The 21,859-nt window shown below is 71.5% G+C and carries 15 protein-coding genes; 7 read left to right on the top strand and 8 right to left on the bottom strand.

Annotated features, from left to right (window positions below; genetic code table 11):
- Positions 1-52 precede the first annotated feature (52 nt).
- Positions 53-2,131, bottom strand: a complete 2,079-nt coding sequence (locus AB0B98_RS01940) for a PQQ-dependent sugar dehydrogenase (protein WP_357360068.1) — start codon at positions 2,129-2,131, stop codon at positions 53-55.
- A 155-nt stretch (positions 2,132-2,286) separates the two neighbouring features.
- Complete coding sequence (locus AB0B98_RS01945; protein ID WP_238667697.1) at positions 2,287-2,835, bottom strand: RNA polymerase sigma factor; 549 nt, start codon at positions 2,833-2,835, stop codon at positions 2,287-2,289.
- 56 nt (positions 2,836-2,891) lie between these two features.
- Here AB0B98_RS01945 and AB0B98_RS01950 point away from each other — a divergent pair, with 56 nt between their 5' ends.
- Positions 2,892-4,256, top strand: a complete 1,365-nt coding sequence (locus AB0B98_RS01950) for a serine/threonine-protein kinase (protein ID WP_357360071.1) — start codon at positions 2,892-2,894, stop codon at positions 4,254-4,256.
- Here AB0B98_RS01950 and AB0B98_RS01955 read toward each other — a convergent pair.
- Complete coding sequence (locus AB0B98_RS01955) at positions 4,253-4,969, bottom strand: hypothetical protein (protein ID WP_357360073.1); 717 nt, start codon at positions 4,967-4,969, stop codon at positions 4,253-4,255. The genes AB0B98_RS01950 and AB0B98_RS01955 overlap by 4 nt on opposite strands.
- A 249-nt stretch (positions 4,970-5,218) precedes the next feature.
- Here AB0B98_RS01955 and AB0B98_RS01960 point away from each other — a divergent pair, with 249 nt between their 5' ends.
- The 4 genes from AB0B98_RS01960 (at position 5,219) to AB0B98_RS01975 (ending at position 10,167) form a co-directional block, all read left to right on the top strand.
- Entirely contained in the window at positions 5,219-7,249 is a 2,031-nt protein-coding gene (locus AB0B98_RS01960; protein ID WP_357360075.1) for a serine hydrolase domain-containing protein, read from the top strand.
- A gap of 42 nt (positions 7,250-7,291) precedes the next feature.
- Complete coding sequence (locus tag AB0B98_RS01965) at positions 7,292-8,587, top strand: histidine kinase (RefSeq protein WP_357360077.1); 1,296 nt, start codon at positions 7,292-7,294, stop codon at positions 8,585-8,587.
- Positions 8,584-9,240, top strand: coding sequence for a response regulator transcription factor (locus tag AB0B98_RS01970; protein ID WP_238667702.1), 657 nt, complete (start codon positions 8,584-8,586; stop codon positions 9,238-9,240). Before AB0B98_RS01965 ends, AB0B98_RS01970 begins: the two co-directional genes overlap by 4 nt.
- Before the next feature lie 129 nt (positions 9,241-9,369).
- The gene (locus AB0B98_RS01975) at positions 9,370-10,167 is read left to right on the top strand and encodes an SAM-dependent methyltransferase (protein WP_238667703.1); all 798 of its coding nucleotides are present in this window, start codon (positions 9,370-9,372) and stop codon (positions 10,165-10,167) included.
- A gap of 55 nt (positions 10,168-10,222) precedes the next feature.
- Here the strand turns inward: AB0B98_RS01975 and AB0B98_RS01980 are convergent, their stop codons facing one another.
- On the bottom strand, positions 10,223-10,951 hold the full coding sequence (locus AB0B98_RS01980) for a cellulose binding domain-containing protein (RefSeq protein WP_357360080.1): 729 nt from the start codon (positions 10,949-10,951) through the stop codon (positions 10,223-10,225).
- A gap of 316 nt (positions 10,952-11,267) precedes the next feature.
- Between AB0B98_RS01980 and AB0B98_RS01985 the strand changes: the two genes are divergently transcribed.
- Positions 11,268-12,329 (top strand): hypothetical protein, encoded by a 1,062-nt coding sequence (locus AB0B98_RS01985; protein ID WP_357360082.1) that lies wholly within the window; start codon positions 11,268-11,270, stop codon positions 12,327-12,329.
- A 37-nt stretch (positions 12,330-12,366) separates the two neighbouring features.
- Here the strand turns inward: AB0B98_RS01985 and AB0B98_RS01990 are convergent, their stop codons facing one another.
- A complete protein-coding gene (locus AB0B98_RS01990; RefSeq protein WP_357360084.1) occupies positions 12,367-13,464 on the bottom strand; it encodes a winged helix DNA-binding domain-containing protein in 1,098 nt (365 codons plus the stop codon).
- A 125-nt stretch (positions 13,465-13,589) separates the two neighbouring features.
- Entirely contained in the window at positions 13,590-14,846 is a 1,257-nt protein-coding gene (locus AB0B98_RS01995; RefSeq protein WP_357360086.1) for a phosphodiester glycosidase family protein, read from the bottom strand.
- Positions 14,847-15,206: 360 nt separating this feature from the next.
- On the opposite strand from AB0B98_RS01995, the gene AB0B98_RS02000 reads away from it, so the two are divergent.
- Positions 15,207-20,669: a carboxyl transferase domain-containing protein gene (locus AB0B98_RS02000; protein ID WP_357360088.1), complete on the top strand. Its 5,463-nt coding sequence runs from the start codon at positions 15,207-15,209 to the stop codon at positions 20,667-20,669.
- A gap of 68 nt (positions 20,670-20,737) precedes the next feature.
- On the opposite strand, the gene AB0B98_RS02005 is transcribed toward AB0B98_RS02000, so the two are convergent.
- Both AB0B98_RS02005 and AB0B98_RS02010 read right to left on the bottom strand, forming a co-directional pair.
- Positions 20,738-21,199: a hypothetical protein gene (locus AB0B98_RS02005; protein WP_238667708.1), complete on the bottom strand. Its 462-nt coding sequence runs from the start codon at positions 21,197-21,199 to the stop codon at positions 20,738-20,740.
- 81 nt (positions 21,200-21,280) lie between these two features.
- Positions 21,281-21,859 (bottom strand): sigma-70 family RNA polymerase sigma factor, encoded by a 579-nt coding sequence (locus AB0B98_RS02010; protein ID WP_357360091.1) that lies wholly within the window; start codon positions 21,857-21,859, stop codon positions 21,281-21,283.

Below are 21,859 nucleotides of genomic sequence, written 5' to 3' on the forward strand. Positions count from 1 at the left end.
CACCCGCCCGTGCGGAGGCGCAGGGCCCCCGCACGGACGGATTCACCGATGGTCAGTTGCCCAGCGTGACGTGGAGAATTCTCTCGTTGCTGTTGTTCGGGGTGCTGTCCTTGTCGCCGACGTTGGTGGTGGTCAGCCACAGGCCGCCGTCGGGAGCCGGCTCCACAGTCCGCAGCCGACCGTAGGTGCCACTGAAGTAGGTCTGCACGTTCGTCAGGCTGCTGCCGCTGATCACCGCGCGGTACATCCGAGCCCCTCGGGCGCAGGCCACGTAGAGCGCGTCGCGCACGACCGTGATGCCGGAACAGGACCCTTCGGCAGTGGGATAGGTGCGCGCCGGCGCGATGAACCCGGCCGTACCGCAGGCGCCACTGGTGCCCTCGCACGCCGGCCAGCCGTAGTTTCCGCCCTTGGTGATCAGGTTGGTCTCATCCATCACCGAGTTGCCGAACTCCTGCTCCCACAGCCGGCCCTGCGAGTCGAACGCCAGCCCCTGCGGGTTGCGGTGGCCGTAGCTCCACACGTAGTTGCCGAACGGGTTGTCCGAGGGGACGGTGCCGTCCGGGTTGAGCCGCAGGATCTTGCCTTCGAGGCTGGACCGGTCCTGGGCGTAGTTGCCGTTCTGGGCGTCACCGGTGCTCGCGTACAGCTTGCCGTCCGGGCCGAACCGCAGGCGACCACCGTCGTGGTACTTGTTCCGCCGGATGCCGCTGAGCAGGACCTGCTCGCTGGCGGTGTTGAGTCGCCCGTTCTCCAACCTGATCCGGACGATGCGGTTGTCGCTCGGTGAGGTGTGCATGATGTACAGCCAGCGGTCGCTGGAGTAACCGGCCGAGATGGCGAGCCCCAACAGGCCACCCTCACCGTCGGTGCTCTGCACGTTCGGCACCGTGCCCAGGTTCGTCTTGGCCCCGGTGGTCGGGTTGAGCTGGATGATGTCGTGCGCGTCGCGGCGGTTGTAGAGCACGCTGCCGTCGGGCAACGTCACCAGACCCCACGGGATGTCGGTGTCGGTGGTGACCTGCCGCACCCCGCACACCGGGCTGGCGCACGCCGCGCCGGTGGTCACCGTCGCGGTGCCGCTGCGCGACGAGGCGTTGTCCTGCGCGTCCCGAGCCACCACGTAGTACTGGTAGGAGGTGTTCGCCGTCAGACCGCTGTCGGTGAACGTGGTCGCGGGCGGCGCGCCGGTGACCGTTCCCACCTTCGCGCCAGCCCGGTAGATGTCGTACGCCCGTACCCCGATGTTGTCGGTCGACGCGGCCCAGCGCAGCGTCACAGTGGTGCCCGACGCGGTGCCGGTGAGCTGTTGCGGCGCCGTCGGTGGCTGGCTGTCGGCCTGACAGGGCGGCGGAGTGATCGACACGGTCGCGCTCGCCTGCGACACGTTGCCGGCGGCGTCGCGGGCGTTGACGTACAGGCCCCAGGTTGCCCCGGGCACCACTGTCAGGTTGGCGGAGAGCGTCGTGCCGCTCACCGACGTCATCAACTGGCCGTCGTGGTAGATGTCGTAGAAAGCCACCGCGACGTTGTCAGTCGAGGCGTTCCACGCGAACGTGACCGAGTTGCAGGTCAGGCCGCTGACCCGCGGGCTACCCGGCGCCGTCGGCGGCTGACTGTCGGCGCTGCCGAAGGACGTCGTCCACCGCTGGTTGGACTGCCCGTTGCAGGTCCAGAGGCCGACTGTGGTGCTGTTGGCGGTGCCCGCGCCGGACACGTCCAGACACAGGCCGGACTGGACCCCCACGATGGTCCCGGAGCTGGTGATCCGCCAGCGTTGGTTGGCGCCGCCGGTGCAGCCGTTGATCTGCACCGCGGCCGGGGCGGTGGTGTCCTGGCCGACAACGTCCAGGCACATCGTGTCGTCGTAGACCCGCAGCTCACCACCTGAGGTGAAGGTCCACGCCTGGTTGGCCTGACCGTTGCAGTCGTAGATGTTGATGCCGGCACCGGCGGTTCTGACGTTGCCGACCACGTCCAGGCAACGACCGCTGGCCACACCGACGACTGTCGACGGTGCCGCGGCGGCCGCCGGCACACAGACGGCCAGGCTCAGCAGCGTCACCGCCGTCGCCACCGGCAACAGCCGCCGTCGTGGGCGTAGTGGGCTTCTCCGCGCGATGACTCGCATCCGTCCTCCAGGCTCCGGGCATCGACCGGCCCGACCAGACGAGAAGCGCCCGACCACGCCGAACAGACACATCGACCATCAAAGATGCGTTGGGCGTACATGTCAAACGATGTCCCCCGATCGGGGGCAAACCCACGGATCGGCATACGCATCGCTCAACTACCCCGCAACGCCTCCCTGACGTACCGACGGGCGTGATGGATCCGGGACTTCAGCGTGCCGATCGGAATGCCCAACTGCCCGGCGATCTCCTGATAGTCGAGCTGACACAGGTCGCGCAGCACGAGGGCCGTCGCCAGGTCCGGCCGGTGCGCCTCCAGCCGGTCCAACGCGTCCAGCAGGTCGAGGCGCGATCCGGCGATGACGCTCGTGGTGCGGGGGTCGGCCACCTCGACGGGCAGCAGCGCGCTGGGCCGCTCGGCCGCCCGTCGCCGCAGTGACCGGTAGGTCTGGCGGGCGCAGTTGGCGACCACCGTGTGCAACCAGGTGGAGAAGAGCGACCGCCCCTCGAACCGTTGGATGTGCCGGGCCACCTGCAACAACGCGTCCTGCGCCGCCTCCTCCGCGTCCTGCCGACAGGGCAGGAACCGCCCGCACTGCTCCAGCACCCGTGGACCGATCGCGGCCAGCAGCGCGTCGAGTGCGGTGCTGTCGCCGGCCGCCGCCCGCCTCGCCAACTCCTCGGTGTCAGATTCCTTCGCCACCCGCGCTCCCCCGCTCGTGGGCGTCACCGGAGTCCCGGTCGCCGGATAATACGACCGTGTCCATCCCGCCGCAGGTCGGCCGATACCGCATCGCGCGCCCCGTCGGCGCCGGCGCGTTCGCCACCGTGTGGCTGGCGTACGACGACGAGCTGCACTCGTCGGTGGCCGTGAAGGTGCTCGCCGACAACTGGTCCCAGCGGGCCGACATCCGGGGGCGCTTTCGCCAGGAGGCCCGGTTCATGCGGCAGGTCGACTCCGATCACCTGGTCCGGGTGTTGGACATCGGTGAGCTGCCCGACGGCCGGCCGTACCTGGTGATGACGTACGCCGCCGGCGGTACGCTCGCCGACCGGCTGGGCGCCGGGCCGTTGCCGGTGCGCGCGGCGCTGCGGATCGCCGCCGACATCGCCAGGGCGGTGGCGGTGCTGCACGACAGCGGGGTGCTGCACCGCGACCTGAAGCCGTCCAATGTGCTGTTCGACCCCACCCCGGCGGGGGACCGGGTGTTGGTCGCCGACCTGGGGCTGGCCAAGACTCTCGCACACGCGTCCGGGTTCACGGTGGTGGCCGGCACACCCGCCTACATGGCGCCCGAGCAGCTCGTCCCCGGCGGAGGGATCGACGTGCGCGCCGACGTCTATGCGATCGGCGCGCTGACGCAGCACATGTTGACCGGCTCGCCGCCCGGGCAGCAGGTGGCGGCGGCACCCCGCGCACCCGCCGCCGTCGAGCGCGCCGTCCGCCGGGCGCTGCATCGCGATCCGGACCGCCGCTGGCCCACAGCGGCCGCGTACGCCGCCGCGTTGGAGGGTCTGCTCGCCAGCCGGCAACTGGCGGCCCGCCCGCCGTCGCGGCGCATCCGCCGGATCCTCGCCGCCATCGGCACGGTGACCGCGACGCTGGTCATGGCCGGGTCCGCCACCGCCGCCACCGCGCCGCACGGTTGGACCCGGGTGGGTGACTCGACCGGCGCTGTCTCGGTGGCCGTTCCCGACGACTGGGCACGGCAACTGCGCGACGGCGGCTGGGATCCGACGGTGATCGGCCTCCCCGACGGGCGCGGCCCCGGTCTGCTCGTCGGGGCCGACCTCACCGAGTGGTCCGATGTCGACAGCGCGACACCGGGGGTCTTCGTGGGAGTGAGCCCCGGTCTGCGCGGAGCGGAGCAGCCGGCGCTGCCCGATCACGGCGGATGCGCACCCGCCGCCGGCCGGGCGGTCACCGTCGCCGAGTTCAGTGGGACCGTCCGGCACTGGGCGCGATGCGGTGGCGCGCAGACGTCGTTCAGCGAGGTCACGCTTGTCGCGGCCGCCGGCACCTTCGGCGTGTACGTCCAGGTCAAGCAGACCGACGGCGTCGACCGCACCGACGAGATCCTCGGCACGCTGCGGGTGAACGGCTCGATGGTCGAACAACGCTAGTACCGTTCCCAGTTCCCGGCGAAGTCGACAGTGCGCCACCGACGTGTCTCGGTGCCGCCATCGAGCTTGCGGACGGTGGCCTGCACGGCGTTGTCACGCACGACGCGATACGAGACGAACGTCATGACCCGGTCGCCGCTCGGACTGGGAGCGTCCCCCAGAATGACCGGCCGCGCCCACCGCACCCGGCCGGTGTAGTCGAGCTGAACCGGCACGAGGGCCTGCCGCCGCGCGGCGCCGGAGTTGCCCAGTTCGACGAGGACGAGCGCGTCCTCGGTCGACGGCGAATTCGCCGGCTCCTCGGTGATGAAGTCGGCGTACACCGGCCGGGCGCCACCCGGCAGGATTCGGCAGGGCACGTCGAGGCCGTTGGACCCGTTGCGGAACACCACGGAGTCGTCGGACTCACCGCAGAACTTCAGACTGCGGATCACCGCATTCGGCCAGTCGGTCCGCCTGATCTCGCTCACCGCAGCGGCCGGCCGGGAGGTGCCGTTGGCCGGGGCGCCCGGGGTGGCGCTGCGGGTGGTCGGAGTACTCGGACCGGCGCTGCCGGTCGTCGGAGCGCTCGACGCCGACGGGTTCGGCGGGCTCGCGCTGGCGGACGGAGAGCCGGCAGGCGCGGCGTCGCCGCCGACCCGTTTCAGAGGTGACGTGCAACCGGCGACGAACGTAAGGGTGAGCATCGCACCGACGAGCAGGTTGCCGCGCATGGGTGGTCCTTCCTCCGCGGGGTCTGTCACAGGGTTTGATGCACCGGTACGGGCGGTGGTTCACGCGACCGGAGCGGCACCTCTGCCCACCATCGGCGCACCCGCCCTCCTCCTCAAGTCGTAAGCGCATTGCCGTCTCGCGCCAGATGGCTCGGGGCGATCACTCGAACAGGCTTGTCCCAAGGCATCGGGTGACGCCGTACGGATTTGCTCCGGACACCCGTTCGCCAGGAAAGGCACTGGCAGACGATGCGCTCTCTTTCCCTTCTCGCCCCCGGTTCACCCCGACCCGCCCGGCCTGTCGTCCGGCTCGCCGCGGTGCTGGCGACCGCTGTCGTCATCGCCGTGGGCGCCGCCGGCTGCGGCGCGCCCCAGCACGACCCCGCACCGCACATCGACGTTCCGGCGGCACCCGCGAGCGGGGCGGGTTCCGCCCTGACCGACTCGGACGTCAACGCCTGGCTCGACGGCCTGCTGCCGGCCGCGCTCGACCGCACCGGCATCGCGGGAGCCACCGTCGCCGTCGTGAACAACGGCAAGATCCTCACAACCCGGGGGTACGGGTACGCCGACACCGGCACCGGCGGCAACGGGGCCGTACCGGTCGACCCGGACCGGCATCTGTTCCGGATGGGTTCGGTGTCGAAGCTCGTCACCGCCACCGCGGTGCTGCAACTCGTGCAGAGCGGGAAGCTCGACCTCGACGCCGACGTCAAGGCGTACCTCGACTTCGAACTGCCCCTCCGCTACGAGCGGGCCGTCACACTGCGGCACCTGCTCACGCACACCGCCGGCTTCGAGGAGCGCATCGCCGGCCTCATCGGCACCGACGGCGGCGATCTCAACCTGCGGAGGGCGCTGATGACCGACCCACCGGAGCAGATCTACCAGCCCGGCACGGTCCCCGCCTACTCGAACTACAGCAACGCGCTCGCCGGCTACATCGTCGAACGCGTCAGCGGGACGCGCTTCGAGGAGTACGTCCAACGCAACATCCTGGACCGCGCGGGCATGCCGTCGTCGACCTTCGAGCAGCCCCTCCCGGAGGCGCTGCGCGACCGGATGTCCAACGGGTACGACACCTCCGCCGGGCCCGCCGCGCCGTTCGAGATCGTCGGCACGCCCCCGCCCGGTGCGTTGAGCGCCCCGGCGACCGACATGGGGCGATTCATGCTCGCCCAGCTCGGCGAACCGGTGGGCTTCGCGCCCCTGCTGGACCAACCGACCCGCGAGCTGATGCAGCGGCCGGCACTCGACGCGACGTCGCTGGGCACGCTGGCCGACGGGCCTCGGATGACCCTCGGTTTCTTCACCGAGGACCGCAACGGTCACCGGATCCTCGGCCACGGCGGCGACACCAAGTACTTCCACTCGCACCTGCAGATCTACCCCGACGACCGGGCCGGCATCTTCCTCTCCCTCAACAGCAACGGCACCGGCGCGCTGGACAGTCACGAGCTTCGCGAGTCGATCGTGAACGGCTTCGCCGACCGCTACTTCCCCGCCCGCGACGACCAGCCGACCGCCGGCGTGGACCCGGCGACCACCGCCAGGCACGCCGCGCTCGCCGCCGGCACGTACGAGTCCTCGCGGGCGATTGGGAGCAACTTCCTGACGGCGATCGGCCTGGTCGGTCGGACCACTGTCAGCGTCACCGACGGAAACCGGTTGCTGGTGGAGCCGGGCCCGCTGTCGGACTCCCCCGCCCGCTACGAGGAGGTGGCGCCCTGGGTCTGGCGCGAGGTCGGCGGGCAGCGCACGATCGCCATGCGGGCCACTGACGACCGGGTCGAGGCGATCAGCTTCGACTCCGCGTTCGCGTTGCTGCCCGTCGAGCCGGCCCGCGCTTCCACAGTGGCCGTACCGGTGCTGGCACTGTCCACAGTCGTTCTGCTGCTCACCGTCCTGTCCTGGCCGGTCGGCGCGATCGTCCGCCGTCGGCTCGGCCGCGCCCCCCGGGAGCGGGCGGGGCGTACCGCGCGGATCCTGAGCCGCCTCGCGGTCGCCGGCACGCTGCTCGCGTTCGCCGGTTGGATGCTGAGCATCGGCAGCATCATGAGCCTCCAGGACGTTCCCGGGCCCGTCCTGCGCACCATTCAGGTGCTGCAACTGGTCGGTCTGCTCGGAGTACTGCCCGCCGCGGTCCGACTCGTCGACGACGTGCGACGCCACATCGGCTGGCGGCGGATCACCGGCAGCGCTCTGATCCTGTTCGCCCTCGCCGGCGCGGGCTGGTTCGCCGTGGAGTTCCACCTGCTCGCGCCTAGCATCTCCTACTGACCCGCCCGACCCGGGACGATCCGGAGCAAGGATGCGCACCGCATGAGGGACCACACCGACACCGAACCCGGCACACCGCGACTGACGAAGTGGCTCGACGGACGGCTCACCCGGATCGGGGTGACCGGAGTGTTCCCCCGGGACTGCCTGCTTGCCGCGGCGCTGACCGTCCTGACGTTCGTCCTGTTCACCGTGCTCTTCCGGTTCGTGGCACCGGAGGACGGGGTGTCGTTCGACCCGACGCGGGCCTGGCTGCTCGTCGCCATCTGCTGCGCGCAGGCGATGCTGCTGTGCCTGCGTCGGGTCCGGCCGCTGCTCTGCCTCGCGCTCATCGTCGGCCTCCAACTGCCCATCATCGGCTTCTCCCTGCCCGAGGCGACCATCCGGGGTCTCGCGCCGTTCGTCGTGGCGTACACCGTCGGGTCGTTGCTGCCCGTCCGCCGTGCGCTGCTGGCCGTCAGCGCTGTCGTGCTGGTGGAGTCGATCGGGGCGGCCGTCGTGGTGATCCCGGATCTGCTGACTGCCGTCGCGTACGTCTCGGCGAGCGCCCTGACCTACGCCAGCGCGACGTTCGTCGGCGGCTACGTGGCCACCTACCGGCGCTACGTGGAGTTGGTCCGGGTGCGGGCGGACGAGGCGATCCGGGAGCAGCACACGAAGGTCCAGGCGGCGATCGGCGCGGAGCGTTCTCGGATGGCCCGGGAGTTGCACGACGTGGCGGCGCACCACCTCTCCGGCATGGTCGTGCAGGCGGCGGCGGTCGAGCGATTGATCGACCGGGACCCGACGGCCGCGAAGGCCGGTGTGGCCTGGATCCGTAGCCAGGGAAAGGAGACCCTGGACAACCTGCGGCTGGTGGTCGGCGTGCTGCGCGGCAGGCCGGGATACGAGGGCGGTGACGGCGCCGCCCCGGTGCCGGGGCTGGGCATGCTCGACGACCTCGTCCGCACGGCGGGCAGCCTCGCCGGCCCGGTGGAGTTCGTCCAGGAGGGCGAGCAGCGCGAGGTGCCGCCGATCGCCGACGTCGCGCTCTACCGGATCGCGCAGGAGTCGCTCAGCAACGCCCGCCAGCACGCCCCGGGCGCTGCGGCGCGGGTGGTGCTCCGCTTCGAGCCCCGCTCGGTGTCGCTGGAGGTGGTGAACGAACCCGCCGCGCCGCGACGCGTACCGGCGGCACGGACCGGTGGCGTCGGACTGGTGGGCATGCGTGAACGCGCCCAGCTGATCGGGGCGACGTTCACCGCCGGCCCGACGGCGACCGGCGGCTGGTCGGTCGCCGCGACCCTCCCGACGAACGGTCCCGCCACATCCCGGTCGAAGGAAGAGGCCCCCGCATGATCAGAGTGATGCTCGTCGACGACCAGGCCGTCGTCCGCGCCGGCTTCCGCGTCATCCTGGAGCAGTCCGGCGAGATCGAGGTCGTGGCGGAGGCGTCGAACGGGTCCGCCGCCGTCGAGCTGGCCCGCCGGCTGCAACCGGACGTCATCTGCATGGACGTCCGGATGCCGCACGGCGACGGGATCACCGCGACCCGGCAGATCGTCGCCGAGGCGACCGGTACGCCACCGGCGGTGCTGGTCGTGACGACCTTCGACCTCGACGAGTACGTCTTCGGCGCGTTGGAGTCCGGTGCCAGCGGGTTCATCCTCAAGGACTGTGAGCCCGAGGAGCTGATCGAGGCGATCCGTCGCCTCGCCAGTGGGTACGGGCTCGTCGACCAGGCCGTCACCCGCCGGGTGATCTCGGAATTCGCCAGGCGTACGCCCGCTCCCCGCTCGGACGCGGCGGCGGCGCACCAACTGACCGCGCGGGAGACCGAGATCGTGGAGTTGCTCGCGCAGGGCCTGTCGAACGTCGAGATCGCCGAGCGGCTCTTCATCGAGACCAGCACCGTCAAGTCGCACCTCGGTCGCGCCATGGCGAAGATCGGCGCGCGGGATCGGCTGCAGACCGTCGTGTGGGCGTACCAGAACGGGGTGGTCCACCGGTGACAGCGACAGTGATCCCGTGCCCGGCGGCGGTGGGTCCACCGCCGGTCGAGAGTGGACATTGCCGGAGTACGATCCCGGGCGTACCGCTGTGGTGACCCCCAGCTGACGACCCCTCGATAGGAGCCAGGCATGGCCGGCCCGGACCCCGAACTCGCCGCGAAGCTTCAGCCCGACGTGCCGCACGCGGCACGGATCTGGAACTACTGGATGGGCGGCAAGGACAACTTCCAGTCCGACCGGGCGGCCGGCGACGCTGTCGCCGAGGTCTACCCGGAGATCGTCCTCATGGCGCAGCAGTCGCGCGTGTTCCTGGTGCGAGCCGTGCGTCACCTCGCGGCCGAGGCGGGCATCCGGCAGTTCCTGGACATCGGCACCGGCCTGCCCAGCATGCAGAACACGCACGCGGTCGCCCAGGGCATCGCACCCGACTCGCGGATCGTCTACGTGGACAACGACCCGATGGTGCTGGTGCACGCACGGGCGCTGCTGGCCAGCACGACGTCGGAGGGTGTCACCACCTACGTACCGGCCGACTACCACGACCCGGAGAAGATCCTCGCCGAGGCGGCGCAGACGCTCGACTTCGACCAGCCCATCGCCGTGATGTACATGGGCGTGATGGGCTACGAGCCCGACCTGGACGTGGTGCGCTCGATCGTCGGGCGCACCATGGACGCGGTGCCGTCCGGCTCACACCTCGTGCTCTGGGACGGCACCAACACCAGCCCGGCGGTGGTCTCCGGCGCCGAGCGGCTGGCGCAGAGCGGCGGAGCGCCGTACATCCTGCGCAGCCCGGAGGAGCTGGAGAGCTGCTTCGACGGGTTGACGATGGTGGAGCCGGGCCTGGTGCCGATCCCGCTGTGGCGACCGGAGGATCCCGACGCCGTCGGGATCGACGCCTACGGCGCGGTGGCCCGCAAGCCCTGATCGAGACGACGTCCGCCCCGCTCCCGCCATCGCGCCGGAGCGGGGCGGACGTCGTTCACCGCGCGCAGGTCAGGGTCAGGCCGTCGGGCACCGCGCTGGTCGTCACGAGCAGGCCGAACGTGGTCGCCCCGTCCAGCGCCAGCGTCCCGTTGTAGGAGGCGTTGCGAACCGTGACATCGGCCCCTGCGGTCTCGGCCACCCCACCCCAGGCCGTCTGGACCTGCTCGTCACCGGACCACCGCCAGGAGACGCGCCACTGGTCCAGCGGCAGCGTCCCGGTGTTGCGGACCGTGACCGTCGCGACGAAGCCGCTGCCCCAGCGGGCGTCGACAGTGGCCGTCGCGCGGCACGAGGTCAGCGAGGCGGTCCGGGCCGAGGCGATCACGTACGGGTCGCGTCGACCGTCGACGTCGGTGAACCGGTACCAGTACTCCGTGTCGGGAGCCAGCCGGTCGATGGTGACCGAGCCGTTGCGATCCGGCCCGGAGACAACCTCGGCGACAGCCGCCCGCCACTGTTGGGCGTCCTCCCGGCTGCTGAAGAGGCTGACTGTCATCGGCGGGTCGTAGCCGCAGGGCGGGCGGAAGAAGATGACGTACGAGATGGTCAGGCTCGTGGTGGTGGCACCGGTGACGCTGGCGCTGATCGGCAACGCCGGTGGGCAGGCCGGCGTCGGTGTCGCCGACGGCGTTGGCGTCGGCATGGCTGTCGCTTCGGCGGTGGTGGTCGTCCCGGTCCAGGTGGCCAGCGCCATGGTCGTGACAGCGAGGAACATGCGAAGCATCGGTACCTCCGTGGTTGCCGGGCACCGATGACCGAGGTGGTAGCCGGTGCCGCGCTCGGGATCCGGTCGACGACGAGGGCTGCCCGGCACGGGTGACATGGTCACCGCGTGCGCCCCGTGGACCGGAGGAGATCTGGTGCGCGCTGGCTCCCCGAGCACGACCGAACCACAGCATGGCAGGCGACCGACATCGATACAACCTGATCCCGATCTCGTCGAACATCGTCTGCTTCCCCGTCGCCGCACTGACACCCGCCGGGTGCCCGAATCCCGAATGATCTATTGGCATCTATTCGTTCGGACACGGGAGCACACCATGCTCGACGCAAGCAGCACGACCCGGCGACCCCGGGGAGTGCGGGCACTGATCGCGGCGGTGCTGGCGGCCGCCGCGCTGGCCGCACCGACCCCCGCCGACGCCGCCATCAGCCGGGCCGAGCTGGCCCTCCGCTGGGCGCCCATCCACTACCAGGACGTGGACGCCACCGGCAGCCACGCCCTGAACGGCCAGTCGGACTACCTCACCAGTGTCGACTTCGACGGCGACCTGGACGGACGCGACAACTGGGACCGGGCCGGCCAGGCGGGTACCGCACTCGCCGCGCACGTGTACTACTCCGTCGTGGAGACGAGCACCCACTGGTACATCACGTACTTCTTCTTCCACCCGCGCGACTGGACCGACCACCCCTTCTTCGAGACCGAACACGAGAACGACGGTGAGGGCGCGCTGTTCGCCATCGAGCGGGACGGCTCCACGTACGGCGTTCTCCGCGCGGCCGTCACTGTCGCGCACAGTGACTTCTTCTCCTACACTCCGACCGGCAGCACCTGGACCAGCGGCGGGGAGAGCATCGACGGCACCCTGCGGTTCCAGGCGTCACCGCACGACACGTTCCAGCACCCGGTGACAGCGCAGGAAGCACAGGGCCACGGCCTCAAGGCACACCCGCAGTACGACATCAACGGCGACGGCCTGGTCTACTACCCGTCGACCGTCGCCGAGACGCCCAGCAGCAGCAACGACCGCGACGTGCGGTACCAGCTGATCGACATCTTCGCCGCCGGCGGCCTGTGGGCGCAGCGGTCCAACCTGAGCCTCTTCGCCAGCCTGGGCACGTTCGCCGGTGACACGTCCGGCGACTGCGGCGTCGGCACCTGGAGCTGTTCGACCAACTCGGCCAACGCGCCCTGGGGCTGGGACGACGGCAATGACGCCCCCGCGCGTGGCGAGATCGCCAGCGACCCGGCGAAACTGTCGGCCGCGTACTTCACCGTGTCGAGCGGTCTGGCCCGCACCTACAGCTACAACCCGTACGCCGGCGCGGCGGCGGCGCTCGCCGAGGCGGCGAGGACGGCCCCGCCGACGGTCGACTGACGCCTTCGTCTCCCCGGGGTCGGACCGTGCTGGTCCGTCACCGGGGAGACGAACCGACCCGCACCCGGTCGCTGTCGTTGTCGGAGAGGAAGGACGCCAACGCCTGCCCCTGCTCGGCCACCGCGTCCCGCTCCGATCGGGAGAGGCCGCGCAGGGGGTTGACGGTCACCGTGCCCGACTCGACGCTCCAGGTCGCCGCGACCCGACCGTCGATCAGCGCCACACGCTCGCCGGCCACCGAGAGCAGTCGGTGCGCGTCGTCGATGATCCGGCTGCGGTCGTCGTAGCCGAGGATCGCGTTGTCGAACGCCGGCAGGAACCGCACCGGGGCGGGTGTCTCCGGGTCGGGGCGCGGCGCGTCCGGGAGGTCGATCAGCTTCCGACCACGCTCGTCCCGGAAGGTCACCAACTCGTCACGCATCGCGGTCACCGCGGCCGGAATCCCGGCGAGACCGCACCAGGCCCGCACGTCGGCAGTGGCCGCCGGGCCGAACGCGGCCAGATAGCGGCGCACGAGCAACTGGCCGACCTGGTCGGCCCCCGCCGCGGTCGGCGGAGCGATCTCCCGGTCGAGCCACGCGGAGAGCAGGACGTAACGTGCGCCAGCCTTCGTCCGCCACACCCCGCGCGGCGGCAGCTGTGCCATCGGGAGCAGCGCGACCGCCATCTCGCCCAGCACCCGCGGCCCCGGCGACGGCCAGCGATCGACGAGCGCCCGCCCGATGTCGGGCATCGAGCGGGGCTCACCGTCGGCCACCACGGCCCTCGCGGCAGCGGCGAGGTCGTCGAGATCCACCCCGTCGAGCGCGCTGCGGTAGACCCCGAGCACGCGTTGGCGCAGCATGGCGTCGTGACGCGGGCGCCACGCCACGGCGTCCTCGGCGACGAGCAGGTGGACGGTGCGGCGCATGAGGTGGGTACGCACCACGTGCCGCTCGGTCAACAGGGTCGAGAGCACCGTCGGGTCGAACGCGCGCAGCCGCGACCACAGCCCGATGAACGGTTCCTGCGGCTCCTGGGCCTGAAGGCCACCGAGGTGGGCGACGGCGTCGAGCGCCGGCAGGTCGGCGCGGTCGAGCAGCAGCTGCCGGGCGAGCGTCGCGCGGTTGAGCGCCCGGGTGTCGAGAACTGTCATCGGGTCCCTCCGGTCGCCCTCATTGTCCGACCGGGGGCCGACAGTCTGGGTGCCCGGCGTCTCGGGTACGCGAATGCGCCCCGTCCGGTGGCACCGGACGGGGCGCATTCGAGCGGGTACACCGGTCAGTGCTTACCCACGAAGATGCCGATGCCGTTGGCGACCATTCGCTCCGTACCGTCGGATGGGCTGTTGCGGGCGGTGGCCGCGGCCTGGCCCGGCTCGCGGACGGCGACCGTGCTCGAACCACCGCCGTCCAGGTTCACGGCGGCGTCCGCGCCGAGTGAGCGCATCAGGTCGGCCAGTTCGGCGATCGTGAACCCGGCGCTGGCCGGGGCGCGGCCAGCCAGGGCGACCAGGTACACGGTCCGGCCGTCGGGGCTGACACCGGCCGAGCTGCGTACCGCGGCGGTCTTGGTGTCCAGGCCGGCCAGCGGCGCACCGTCGCGCAGGATCGGCGCGCCACCGACCGCGAAGGTCAGCTTCGGTTTGCCGGCGGAGACGAGCTTCTCGCGCACCTGCACCCGGTCACCGACGGCAAGGTCGTCGAGCGCGTCCGCGCCGCCCTCCCGGCCGACCAGCACCTGGGTGTCGGCCGGGATCGCGCCCGCACCGGGCGTCGAACCCACCGCCGTCACCACACCGTCGCGGACGGTCACCTCGTAGGTGTGGGTGCTGCACGGGTCGCTGCGGCTGGTGTCGGTGCCGCAGGTGGACCGGACCCGGGAGGCGCTCCCCCAGTCGGCGGTGAACAGGCCGACGCCGCCGACCGGGAGCGCGTACTGGTTGAGGCCGCCCAGCGCGATGGTGCCCTTCGCGCTGCGCAGCTCGCCGTCCAGGTTCAGGGTGTCGACGCGCGCCTTGCCGTTCACGCCGACGCCGAACACGTCCCGGGTCGAGGTGCCCGGGGCGAGGCCGGGGCCGAAACGCTGCGCGGTCGGGACCGCGAACTTCAACTCCCCGCCGTCGGCGATCTCCGGACCGGACGACGAGTAGGTCGGGGTGACGCCGGAGTGTGTCTCGCTGTTGTTGAAGAAGTCGCCGTTGACGCCGGCGACGGCGCCCTGCTCGTTCGTCATCGCCGAGACGACAGTGCGCTGCGCCACCGAGTCCGGGTGCAGCAGGTCCAGGGAGACCGCGTTCTTCTTCAGGTCTGCCGTGAGCAGGTAACCGACGGTGACGCCTCGGGGCGTGGTCACCTGGAACGAGCCGTACGTGAGGCCCGGGGCGAGCTGCTCGGTCGAGGTGATGGTGACCGGGGTGGCCGTCGCGGGTACCGTGGCGGTCGCGGCGTGGGCGACGCCGGCCGGCGTCACGAGCGTGGTCAGCCCCGCCGCGAGCAGCAGCGCCAGACGTGGGCGTACGAGGTGTGGTGACCTCATTGCCGCTCCTTTCCTGGTGCGTTCCTGGCCTGGGCCGGGATGGTCGAGCCGGGCCGGCGGTTGACCGGACCGGCGATGATCTTCCTGGTCAGCCGATCACCCGGGGGTGAACACGGGAGGCTGCGGACGTGAACCGCCCGCACCGTCTTGATCAACTGCCGGAGCGGCCGTTACGGGCCGACGGAGGTGGCCACGATCCCCGGGGGGTGCCAAAAAGTTTTGTGCACTTCCTACAACTGAGGGACGGTGGGTTCGGTGGTTGCGCCATAGCGCTGGCCGCCGCCAGCCGGAAAGGTGATCACTGCTGGGAGCCGTCGTCTCTCGGCACGCAGGTCGAGGTCTAGCTAAGGGGTTCTTCGGGTGTTCAACCGTGTCGCCATCGTCAACCGTGGTGAAGCCGCCATGCGGCTCATCCACGCGGTCCGCGAGCTGGCCGCGGAGACCGGCATCCAGCTCGAAACCGTGGCTCTCTACACCGATGTCGACCGCAACGCCACGTTCGTCCGCGAAGCGGACATCGCCTACGATCTCGGCCCGGCGTCCGCTCGCCCGTACCTCAACCTGGCGGTGCTGGAGCGCGCCCTGACCGAGACCGGAGCCGACGCCGCGTGGGTCGGCTGGGGTTTCGTCGCCGAGGATCCGGCGTTCGCCGAGCTGTGCGAGAAGATCGGCGTCACCTTCGTCGGGCCGAGCGCGGACGCCATGCGCCAACTCGGCGACAAGATCGGCTCGAAGCTGATCGCCGAGAAGGTCGGCGTGCCGGTCGCGCCGTGGAGCCGCGGCGCCGTCGAGACCCTGGACGCCGCACGTGCCTCGGCGGCCGAGGTCGGCTACCCGCTGATGCTCAAGGCGACAGCGGGCGGCGGCGGGCGCGGCATCCGCGTGATCAGGAACGAGGCCGAGCTGGTCGACGCGTACGAGCGCACCAGCCAGGAGGCGGCACGGGCGTTCGGCAGCGGCATCGTGTTCCTGGAGCGCCTGGTCACCGGGGCTCGGCACGTCGAGGTCCAGGTGATCGCCGACGGGCAGGGCACCGCGTGGGCGCTCGGCGTCCGCGACTGCTCGGTGCAACGACGCAACCAGAAGGTCATCGAGGAGTCGGCGTCACCGGTGCTCGACCCGGCACAGGCCGCCGAGCTGAAGACGTCTGCCGAGCGGCTGGCAGTGGCTGTCGGTTACCGAGGCGCGGCGACCGTCGAGTTCCTCTACCACCCCGGGGACCGGTTGTTCGCGTTCCTCGAGGTCAACACCCGCCTCCAGGTCGAGCACCCGATCACCGAGCTGACCACCGGGTTCGACCTGGTCAAGGCGCAGCTGCACGTCGCCTCCGGCGGGCGACTCGAAGGTGCGCCGCCGGCCGAGCGCGGGCACGCCATCGAGGCGCGGCTCAACGCCGAGGACCCCGACCGCGACTTCGCCCCGTCCCCCGGGCGCATCGCCCGGCTGGACCTGCCCAGCGGCCCCGGCATCCGGGTGGACACCGGCGTCAGCGAGGGTGACACCATTCCGGCCGACTTCGACTCGATGATCGCGAAGATCATCGCGTACGGCCGGGACCGCGACGAGGCGCTCGGCAAGCTGCGCCGGGCCATGGCGAACACCACCGTGATCATCGAGGGTGGGGCGACGAACAAGAGCTTCGTGCTCGACCTGCTCGACCAGCCCGAGGTGATCGACGCCAGCGCGGACACCGGCTGGATCGACCGTGTCCGCGGCGAGGGCCGCCTCGTCACGCACCGCCACTCCGCTGTCGCCCTGGCCGCCGCCGCCATCGAGGCGTACGAGGAGGAGGAGCGCGTCGAACGGCAGCGGCTGCTGTCGACGGCGGCCGGCGGGCGCCCACAGGTGCAGCACGCCAGCGGCCGACCGTTGGACCTCAAGCTGCGCGGCGTCGGCTACCGCACCCGGGTGGCGCGGGTCGGCGCGCACCGGTTCCGGGTCGGCATCGAAGCCGGCCCGGTGGTGCGCACCGCCGACGTCGAGCTCGACCGCTTCGACCGGCACACCGGTCAGATCGTCGTCAACGGAATCCGCTACCGCCTGCTCACCGGCACGTACGGGCCGACCCACCTGGTCGAGGTGGACGGTGTGACCCACCGCGTCAGCCGGGACGAGGGTGGCGTCCTGCGCTCCCCGATGCCCGCGCTGGTCGTCGCCACGCCGCTGGAGGTCGGCGCGGAGGTCGAGGCGGGCGCGCCGGTGCTGGTGCTGGAAGCGATGAAGATGGAGACGGTGCTGCGGGCGCCGTTCAAGGCGCGACTCAAGGAGTGCGCCGTGTCGGTGGGCAGCCAGGTGGAGGCGGGTGCGCCGCTGCTGCGCCTGGAGCCGCTCGCGGACGACGCCGAGGAGGCCGCCGACGACCCGAGCACCGAGACCGTCGAACTGGACCTGCCCACCGCCGACGCGGACATCCCGGCGTACCAGCGCAGCAGGCGCGGCCAGGAGGACCTGCGGGGTCTGCTGCTCGGCTTCGACGTCGACCCGCACGACGACCGTCGGGTGCTCGACGACTACCTCAGCGCGCGGCGGGCGGCCACTGACGCCGGTCAGCGGCCCCTGGCCGCCGAACTCGACCTCATCGAGGTGTTCGCCGATCTCGCCGAACTGAGCCGCAACCGGCCGACGGGCGAGGACGGCGGCGCCGCGCACGTGCACAGCGCCCGGGAGTACTTCCACACCTACCTGCAGAGCCTCGACGTCGAGCGGGCCGGGCTGCCGGACGCCTTCCAGACCAGGCTCGGCAAGGCGCTCGGCCGGTACGGCGTCACCGACCTGGACCGCACCCCGGCCCTCGAAGCCGCCGTCTTCCGAATCTTCCTCGCCCAGCAGCGCGCCTCCGCGGACGCGCAGGTCATCGCGGCGCTGCTGCGCGCGTGGCTGCGGGAGACCCCGCCGGACGAGACGCTGCGCGAGCCGGCCGGCCTCGCGTTGGAGCGGCTGATCGCCGCGACGCAGGTCCGCTTCCCGGTGGTAGCGGACCTCGCCCGCGGCGTGGTGTTCGCCTGGTTCGCCCAGCCGCTGCTGCGCCGCAACCGCGCCCGCGTCTACGCCGAGGTCCGTGGGCACCTGCGGCACCTCGACGCGCACCCGGACGCCCCGGACCGCGCCGAGCGCATCGCCGAGATGGTGCGCAGCACCGAGCCGCTGGTCCGGCTGCTCGGCCAGCGACTCGTCCGCGACCACCTCGACAACGCGGTCATGTTGGAGGTGCTGACCCGGCGGTACTACGGCAACCGGTCGCTCACCAGCGTGCGCACCCGCGAGGTCGCGGGCTGCACGTTCGTGGTCGCCGAGCGCGCCGACTCGAGCGTGGTCTCCGCCGCGGTCAGCTTCGACGCGCTGGGCAGCGCCCTGCGCGGGCTGGCCGAGCTGGCCACCGGCGAGGACGCCGTGGACGCCGACATCTACCTGGGCTGGGAGAACCAGCCGGAGGACTTCGACGCGATGGCGGCCGCGCTGGCCGAGGTCATCGCCGCGCACCCGCTGCCGCCCCAGGTCCGTCGGGTCACCACCACCGTCGCGGGTCGCGGCGGGGCGGTCATGCACCACCACTTCACCTTCCGCCCGTCGGGCGCCCAGTTGACCGAGGACCGGCTGATCCGTGGGCTGCACCCGTACATCGCGCAGCGGATGCAGCTGGAACGGCTGCACAAGTTCGACCTGACCCGGCTGCCGTCGTCGGACGAGGAGGTCTACCTCTTCCAGTGCGTGGCCCGGGAGAACCGGGCCGACGAGCGCCTCGTCGCGTTCGCGCAGGTGCGTGACCTGACCGAGCTTCGCGAGCAGGACGGCCGCCTGGTCGCCCTGCCGACGACAGAGGACGCCATCGCCGCCTGCCTCGACTCGATCCGCCGCGCCCAGTCGCGGCGGCCGTCGAAGACGCGCTTCAACACCAACCGCATCGTGGTCTACGTGTGGCCGCCGAGCGAGCTGACCCGCGAGGAGATGGAGATGATCGCCGGGCGGGTCCGCCCGACGACCGCGGGCGCCGGCCTGGAGGAGATCCTGTTCATCGCGCGCCAGCGCGACCGCCGGACCGGCGAGCTGACCAAGATTGCCGTACGGATCTCGTTCGACGCCGCGGGCGGCGCCGAACTGGCCGTCGGGGAGCCGCCGGTCGAGCCGATCGAGCCGCTCGACGAGTACCGGCTCAAGGTGCTGCGGGCCAGCAGCCGCAACACCGTGTACCCGTACGAGCTGACCGGTCGGCTCGGCGACTTCGTCGAGCACGACCTCGACGACGACCACGTGTTGGTGCCGGTGGACCGGCCGAAGGGGCGCAACAGCGCCGCCATCGTCGCCGGGGTGGTCACGACGCCGACCGAGCGCTACCCCCAGGGTGTCACCCGGGTGGTGCTGCTCGGCGACCCGACGAAGTCGCTGGGCGCCCTGTCGGAGCCGGAGTGCCGGCGCGTGATCGCCGCACTGGACCTGGCCGAGCGGATGCAGGTGCCGCTGGAGTGGTGGGCGCTGTCCGCCGGGGCCCGGATCTCGATGACCTCCGGTACGGAGAACATGGACTGGGTGGCGGCGGCGCTCAAGCGGATCGTCGAGTTCACCCAGACCGGCGGTGAGATCAACATCGTGGTCGCGGGCATCAACGTCGGCGCGCAGCCGTACTGGAACGCCGAGGCGACGATGCTCATGCACACCAAGGGCATCCTGGTGATGACGCCCGACTCGGCGATGGTGCTCACCGGCAAGCAGTCGCTCGACTTCTCCGGTGGCGTGTCGGCTGAGGACAACTTCGGCATCGGCGGCTACGACCGGGTGATGGGGCCGAACGGGCAGGCGCAGTACTGGGCGCCGAACCTGACCGCCGCGCGGGACGTCGTGATGGCGCACTACGACCACACGTACGTCGCTCCCGGCGAGGATGCGCCCCGGCGGGCGGTCACCACCGACCCGGCCGACCGCGACATCTCCAGCTTCCCGCACGACGTGGCGGGCAGCGCCTTCGCCACCGTCGGGGAGATCTTCTCCGTCGAGTCAAACCCGGACCGCAAGAAGCCGTTCGACATTCGTACGGTGATGCGGGCCCTCTCCGACCAGGACCACCCGGTGCTGGAGCGCTGGGCCGGCATGGCGGACGCGGACACCGCCGTCGTGCAGGACGTCCACCTCGGTGGCATCCCGGTCTGCCTGCTCGGTATCGAGTCCCGGTCGGTGCCCCGGCACGGCTTCCCGCCCACCGACGGCCCGGACACCTACACGGCGGGCACGCTGTTCCCCCGGTCGTCGAAGAAGGCCGCGCGGGCGATCAACGCGGCCAGCGGCAACCGGCCGCTCGTCGTGCTGGCGAACCTGTCCGGCTTCGACGGCTCACCGGAGTCGATGCGCAAGCTGCAACTGGAGTACGGCGCCGAGATCGGCCGGGCGATCGTGAACTTCCAGGGGCCCATCGTCTTCTGCGTGATCTCGCGCTACCACGGCGGCGCGTTCGTGGTGTTCTCGAAGGCGCTGAACCCGAACATGACGGTGCTGGCGCTGGAGGGCTCGTTCGCCTCGGTGCTCGGTGGCGCACCCGCCGCCGCAGTGGTGTTCTCCGCCGACGTCAACGCTCGTACGGCTGCCGACCCGCGGGTGCGGGACCTGGAGGCCCGCACCGCCGCCTCGGCTGGCACCGAACGCGCCGCGTTGACCGCGGAGCTCGACGAGCTGCGCTCGTCGGTGCGCGCGGAGAAACTCAGCGAGGTGGCCGCGGAGTTCGACCGGGTGCACAACATCCACCGCGCCGTCGAGGTCGGCTCGGTGGACGCCGTCATCCGCGCCGCGGAGCTGCGTCCGCGCATCATCGAGACCATCGAGGCCCGCCTGGGGTAGAGCGGCCGTAGTGCCCGCACCAGGTCAGCACCACCGGTCGTCGACCGGTGGTGCTGACCGGATGGGGTCTAGCTGAGCGCTGCGTTCAGCGCGACGGCGACAGCGAGCCAGACGATGACAGTGCCGATACCGACGCCGACCATGGCGAGCGCCTTGACGGCGGGTGCCATCCGGGTGTGGGCGATCGTCAGGTTCCCCCAGACGCCCAATGCCCCGACCAACGCGCCCAGGATGCCGCCGACGGTGAACAGCAGGATCGGCAGCAGAACCAGGATGCGCAGGAGGATCGGCATGGGTGGCCCGGTGCGGTGCTGCACACCGTTGACCTCCACAGTCGGGTGAGGGTCGGCGAGAACTGTGCGAACCGTGGCCTGGACGACACCACCGTCCACTGTCGGCAACGCGTAATGTCTGCCCGTCCTGGGGGCCGGCACTCCGCCGACGGTGACGGCGGGGTGGCCAAAGAACGCCTTTGTGGCGATGACGATCGGGCCAGCTACGCCGGCGATGTTGAGAGGTTCGGTGTTCACCGGCGTGATCCTAGGAAGCCAGGTGCGCCCCGTCCATCCTGTCGACCGAGCGGGGGTTGCCCCCGCAGCCCTCGGGTCGCCTCAGCCGGTTCGTCGCCCGTGGCTCGGGTCGGTGTCGGCCTGCCAGGCGGCGACGAGATCCTCGCGCGCCCGGGCGACCCGGGAACGGATCGTGCCGACCGGGCACTGGCAGACGTCCGCCGCCTCGGCGTAGGACAGGCCGAGCACCTGGGTGGCGACGAACGCCTCACGGCGCTCCGGGGTCAGCCCGGCGATCAACTGGTGCAGGGTCACGCCCTCGTCGGCACCGGGGATGACCGCACCGGCGGTCTCGGCCGCCGCCTGCCAGTCCGGCACGGACGCCAGCCTCGGCCGCGCCACCGCCGTCCGGACGTGATCCACCGCAACGCGCCGGGCGATGGTGAACACCCAGGTGCGGGCCGACGAGCGGCCGGCGAAGCCGGGCAGGTTGCGAATTGCCCGTAGGAACGTCTCCTGGGTCAGGTCGTCGGCCTCTCCCGGCCCGGCCAGGTGCGACAGGAACCGCCAGACCTGGTCCTGTAGCGCCCGGATGAACGCCGTGGCGGCCTGCCGGTCACCCTGGCCCGCCTCCCGCGCCCACCGGGTCACCTGCTCGTCGTCAGCGACGCCGTTCCGCAC

Source organism: Micromonospora sp. NPDC048947, assembly GCF_040649495.1.
GTDB classification, from domain to species: Bacteria; Actinomycetota; Actinomycetes; order Mycobacteriales; family Micromonosporaceae; genus Micromonospora; species Micromonospora alfalfae.

What these genes read in the sequence shown, in the direction of transcription:
- AB0B98_RS01940 (WP_357360068.1), bottom strand. Translation starts at nt 2,131, where the DNA reads ATGCGAGTCATCGCGCGGAGAAGCCCACTACGCCCACGACGGCGGCTG.
- AB0B98_RS01955 (WP_357360073.1), bottom strand. Translation starts at nt 4,969, where the DNA reads ATGCGCGGCAACCTGCTCGTCGGTGCGATGCTCACCCTTACGTTCGTC.
- AB0B98_RS01960 (WP_357360075.1), top strand. Translation starts at nt 5,219, where the DNA reads ATGCGCTCTCTTTCCCTTCTCGCCCCCGGTTCACCCCGACCCGCCCGG.
- AB0B98_RS01965 (WP_357360077.1), top strand. Translation starts at nt 7,292, where the DNA reads ATGAGGGACCACACCGACACCGAACCCGGCACACCGCGACTGACGAAG.
- AB0B98_RS01970 (WP_238667702.1), top strand. Translation starts at nt 8,584, where the DNA reads ATGATCAGAGTGATGCTCGTCGACGACCAGGCCGTCGTCCGCGCCGGC.
- AB0B98_RS01975 (WP_238667703.1), top strand. Translation starts at nt 9,370, where the DNA reads ATGGCCGGCCCGGACCCCGAACTCGCCGCGAAGCTTCAGCCCGACGTG.
- AB0B98_RS01980 (WP_357360080.1), bottom strand. Translation starts at nt 10,951, where the DNA reads ATGCTTCGCATGTTCCTCGCTGTCACGACCATGGCGCTGGCCACCTGG.
- AB0B98_RS01985 (WP_357360082.1), top strand. Translation starts at nt 11,268, where the DNA reads ATGCTCGACGCAAGCAGCACGACCCGGCGACCCCGGGGAGTGCGGGCA.
- AB0B98_RS01990 (WP_357360084.1), bottom strand. Translation starts at nt 13,464, where the DNA reads ATGACAGTTCTCGACACCCGGGCGCTCAACCGCGCGACGCTCGCCCGG.
- AB0B98_RS01995 (WP_357360086.1), bottom strand. Translation starts at nt 14,846, where the DNA reads ATGAGGTCACCACACCTCGTACGCCCACGTCTGGCGCTGCTGCTCGCG.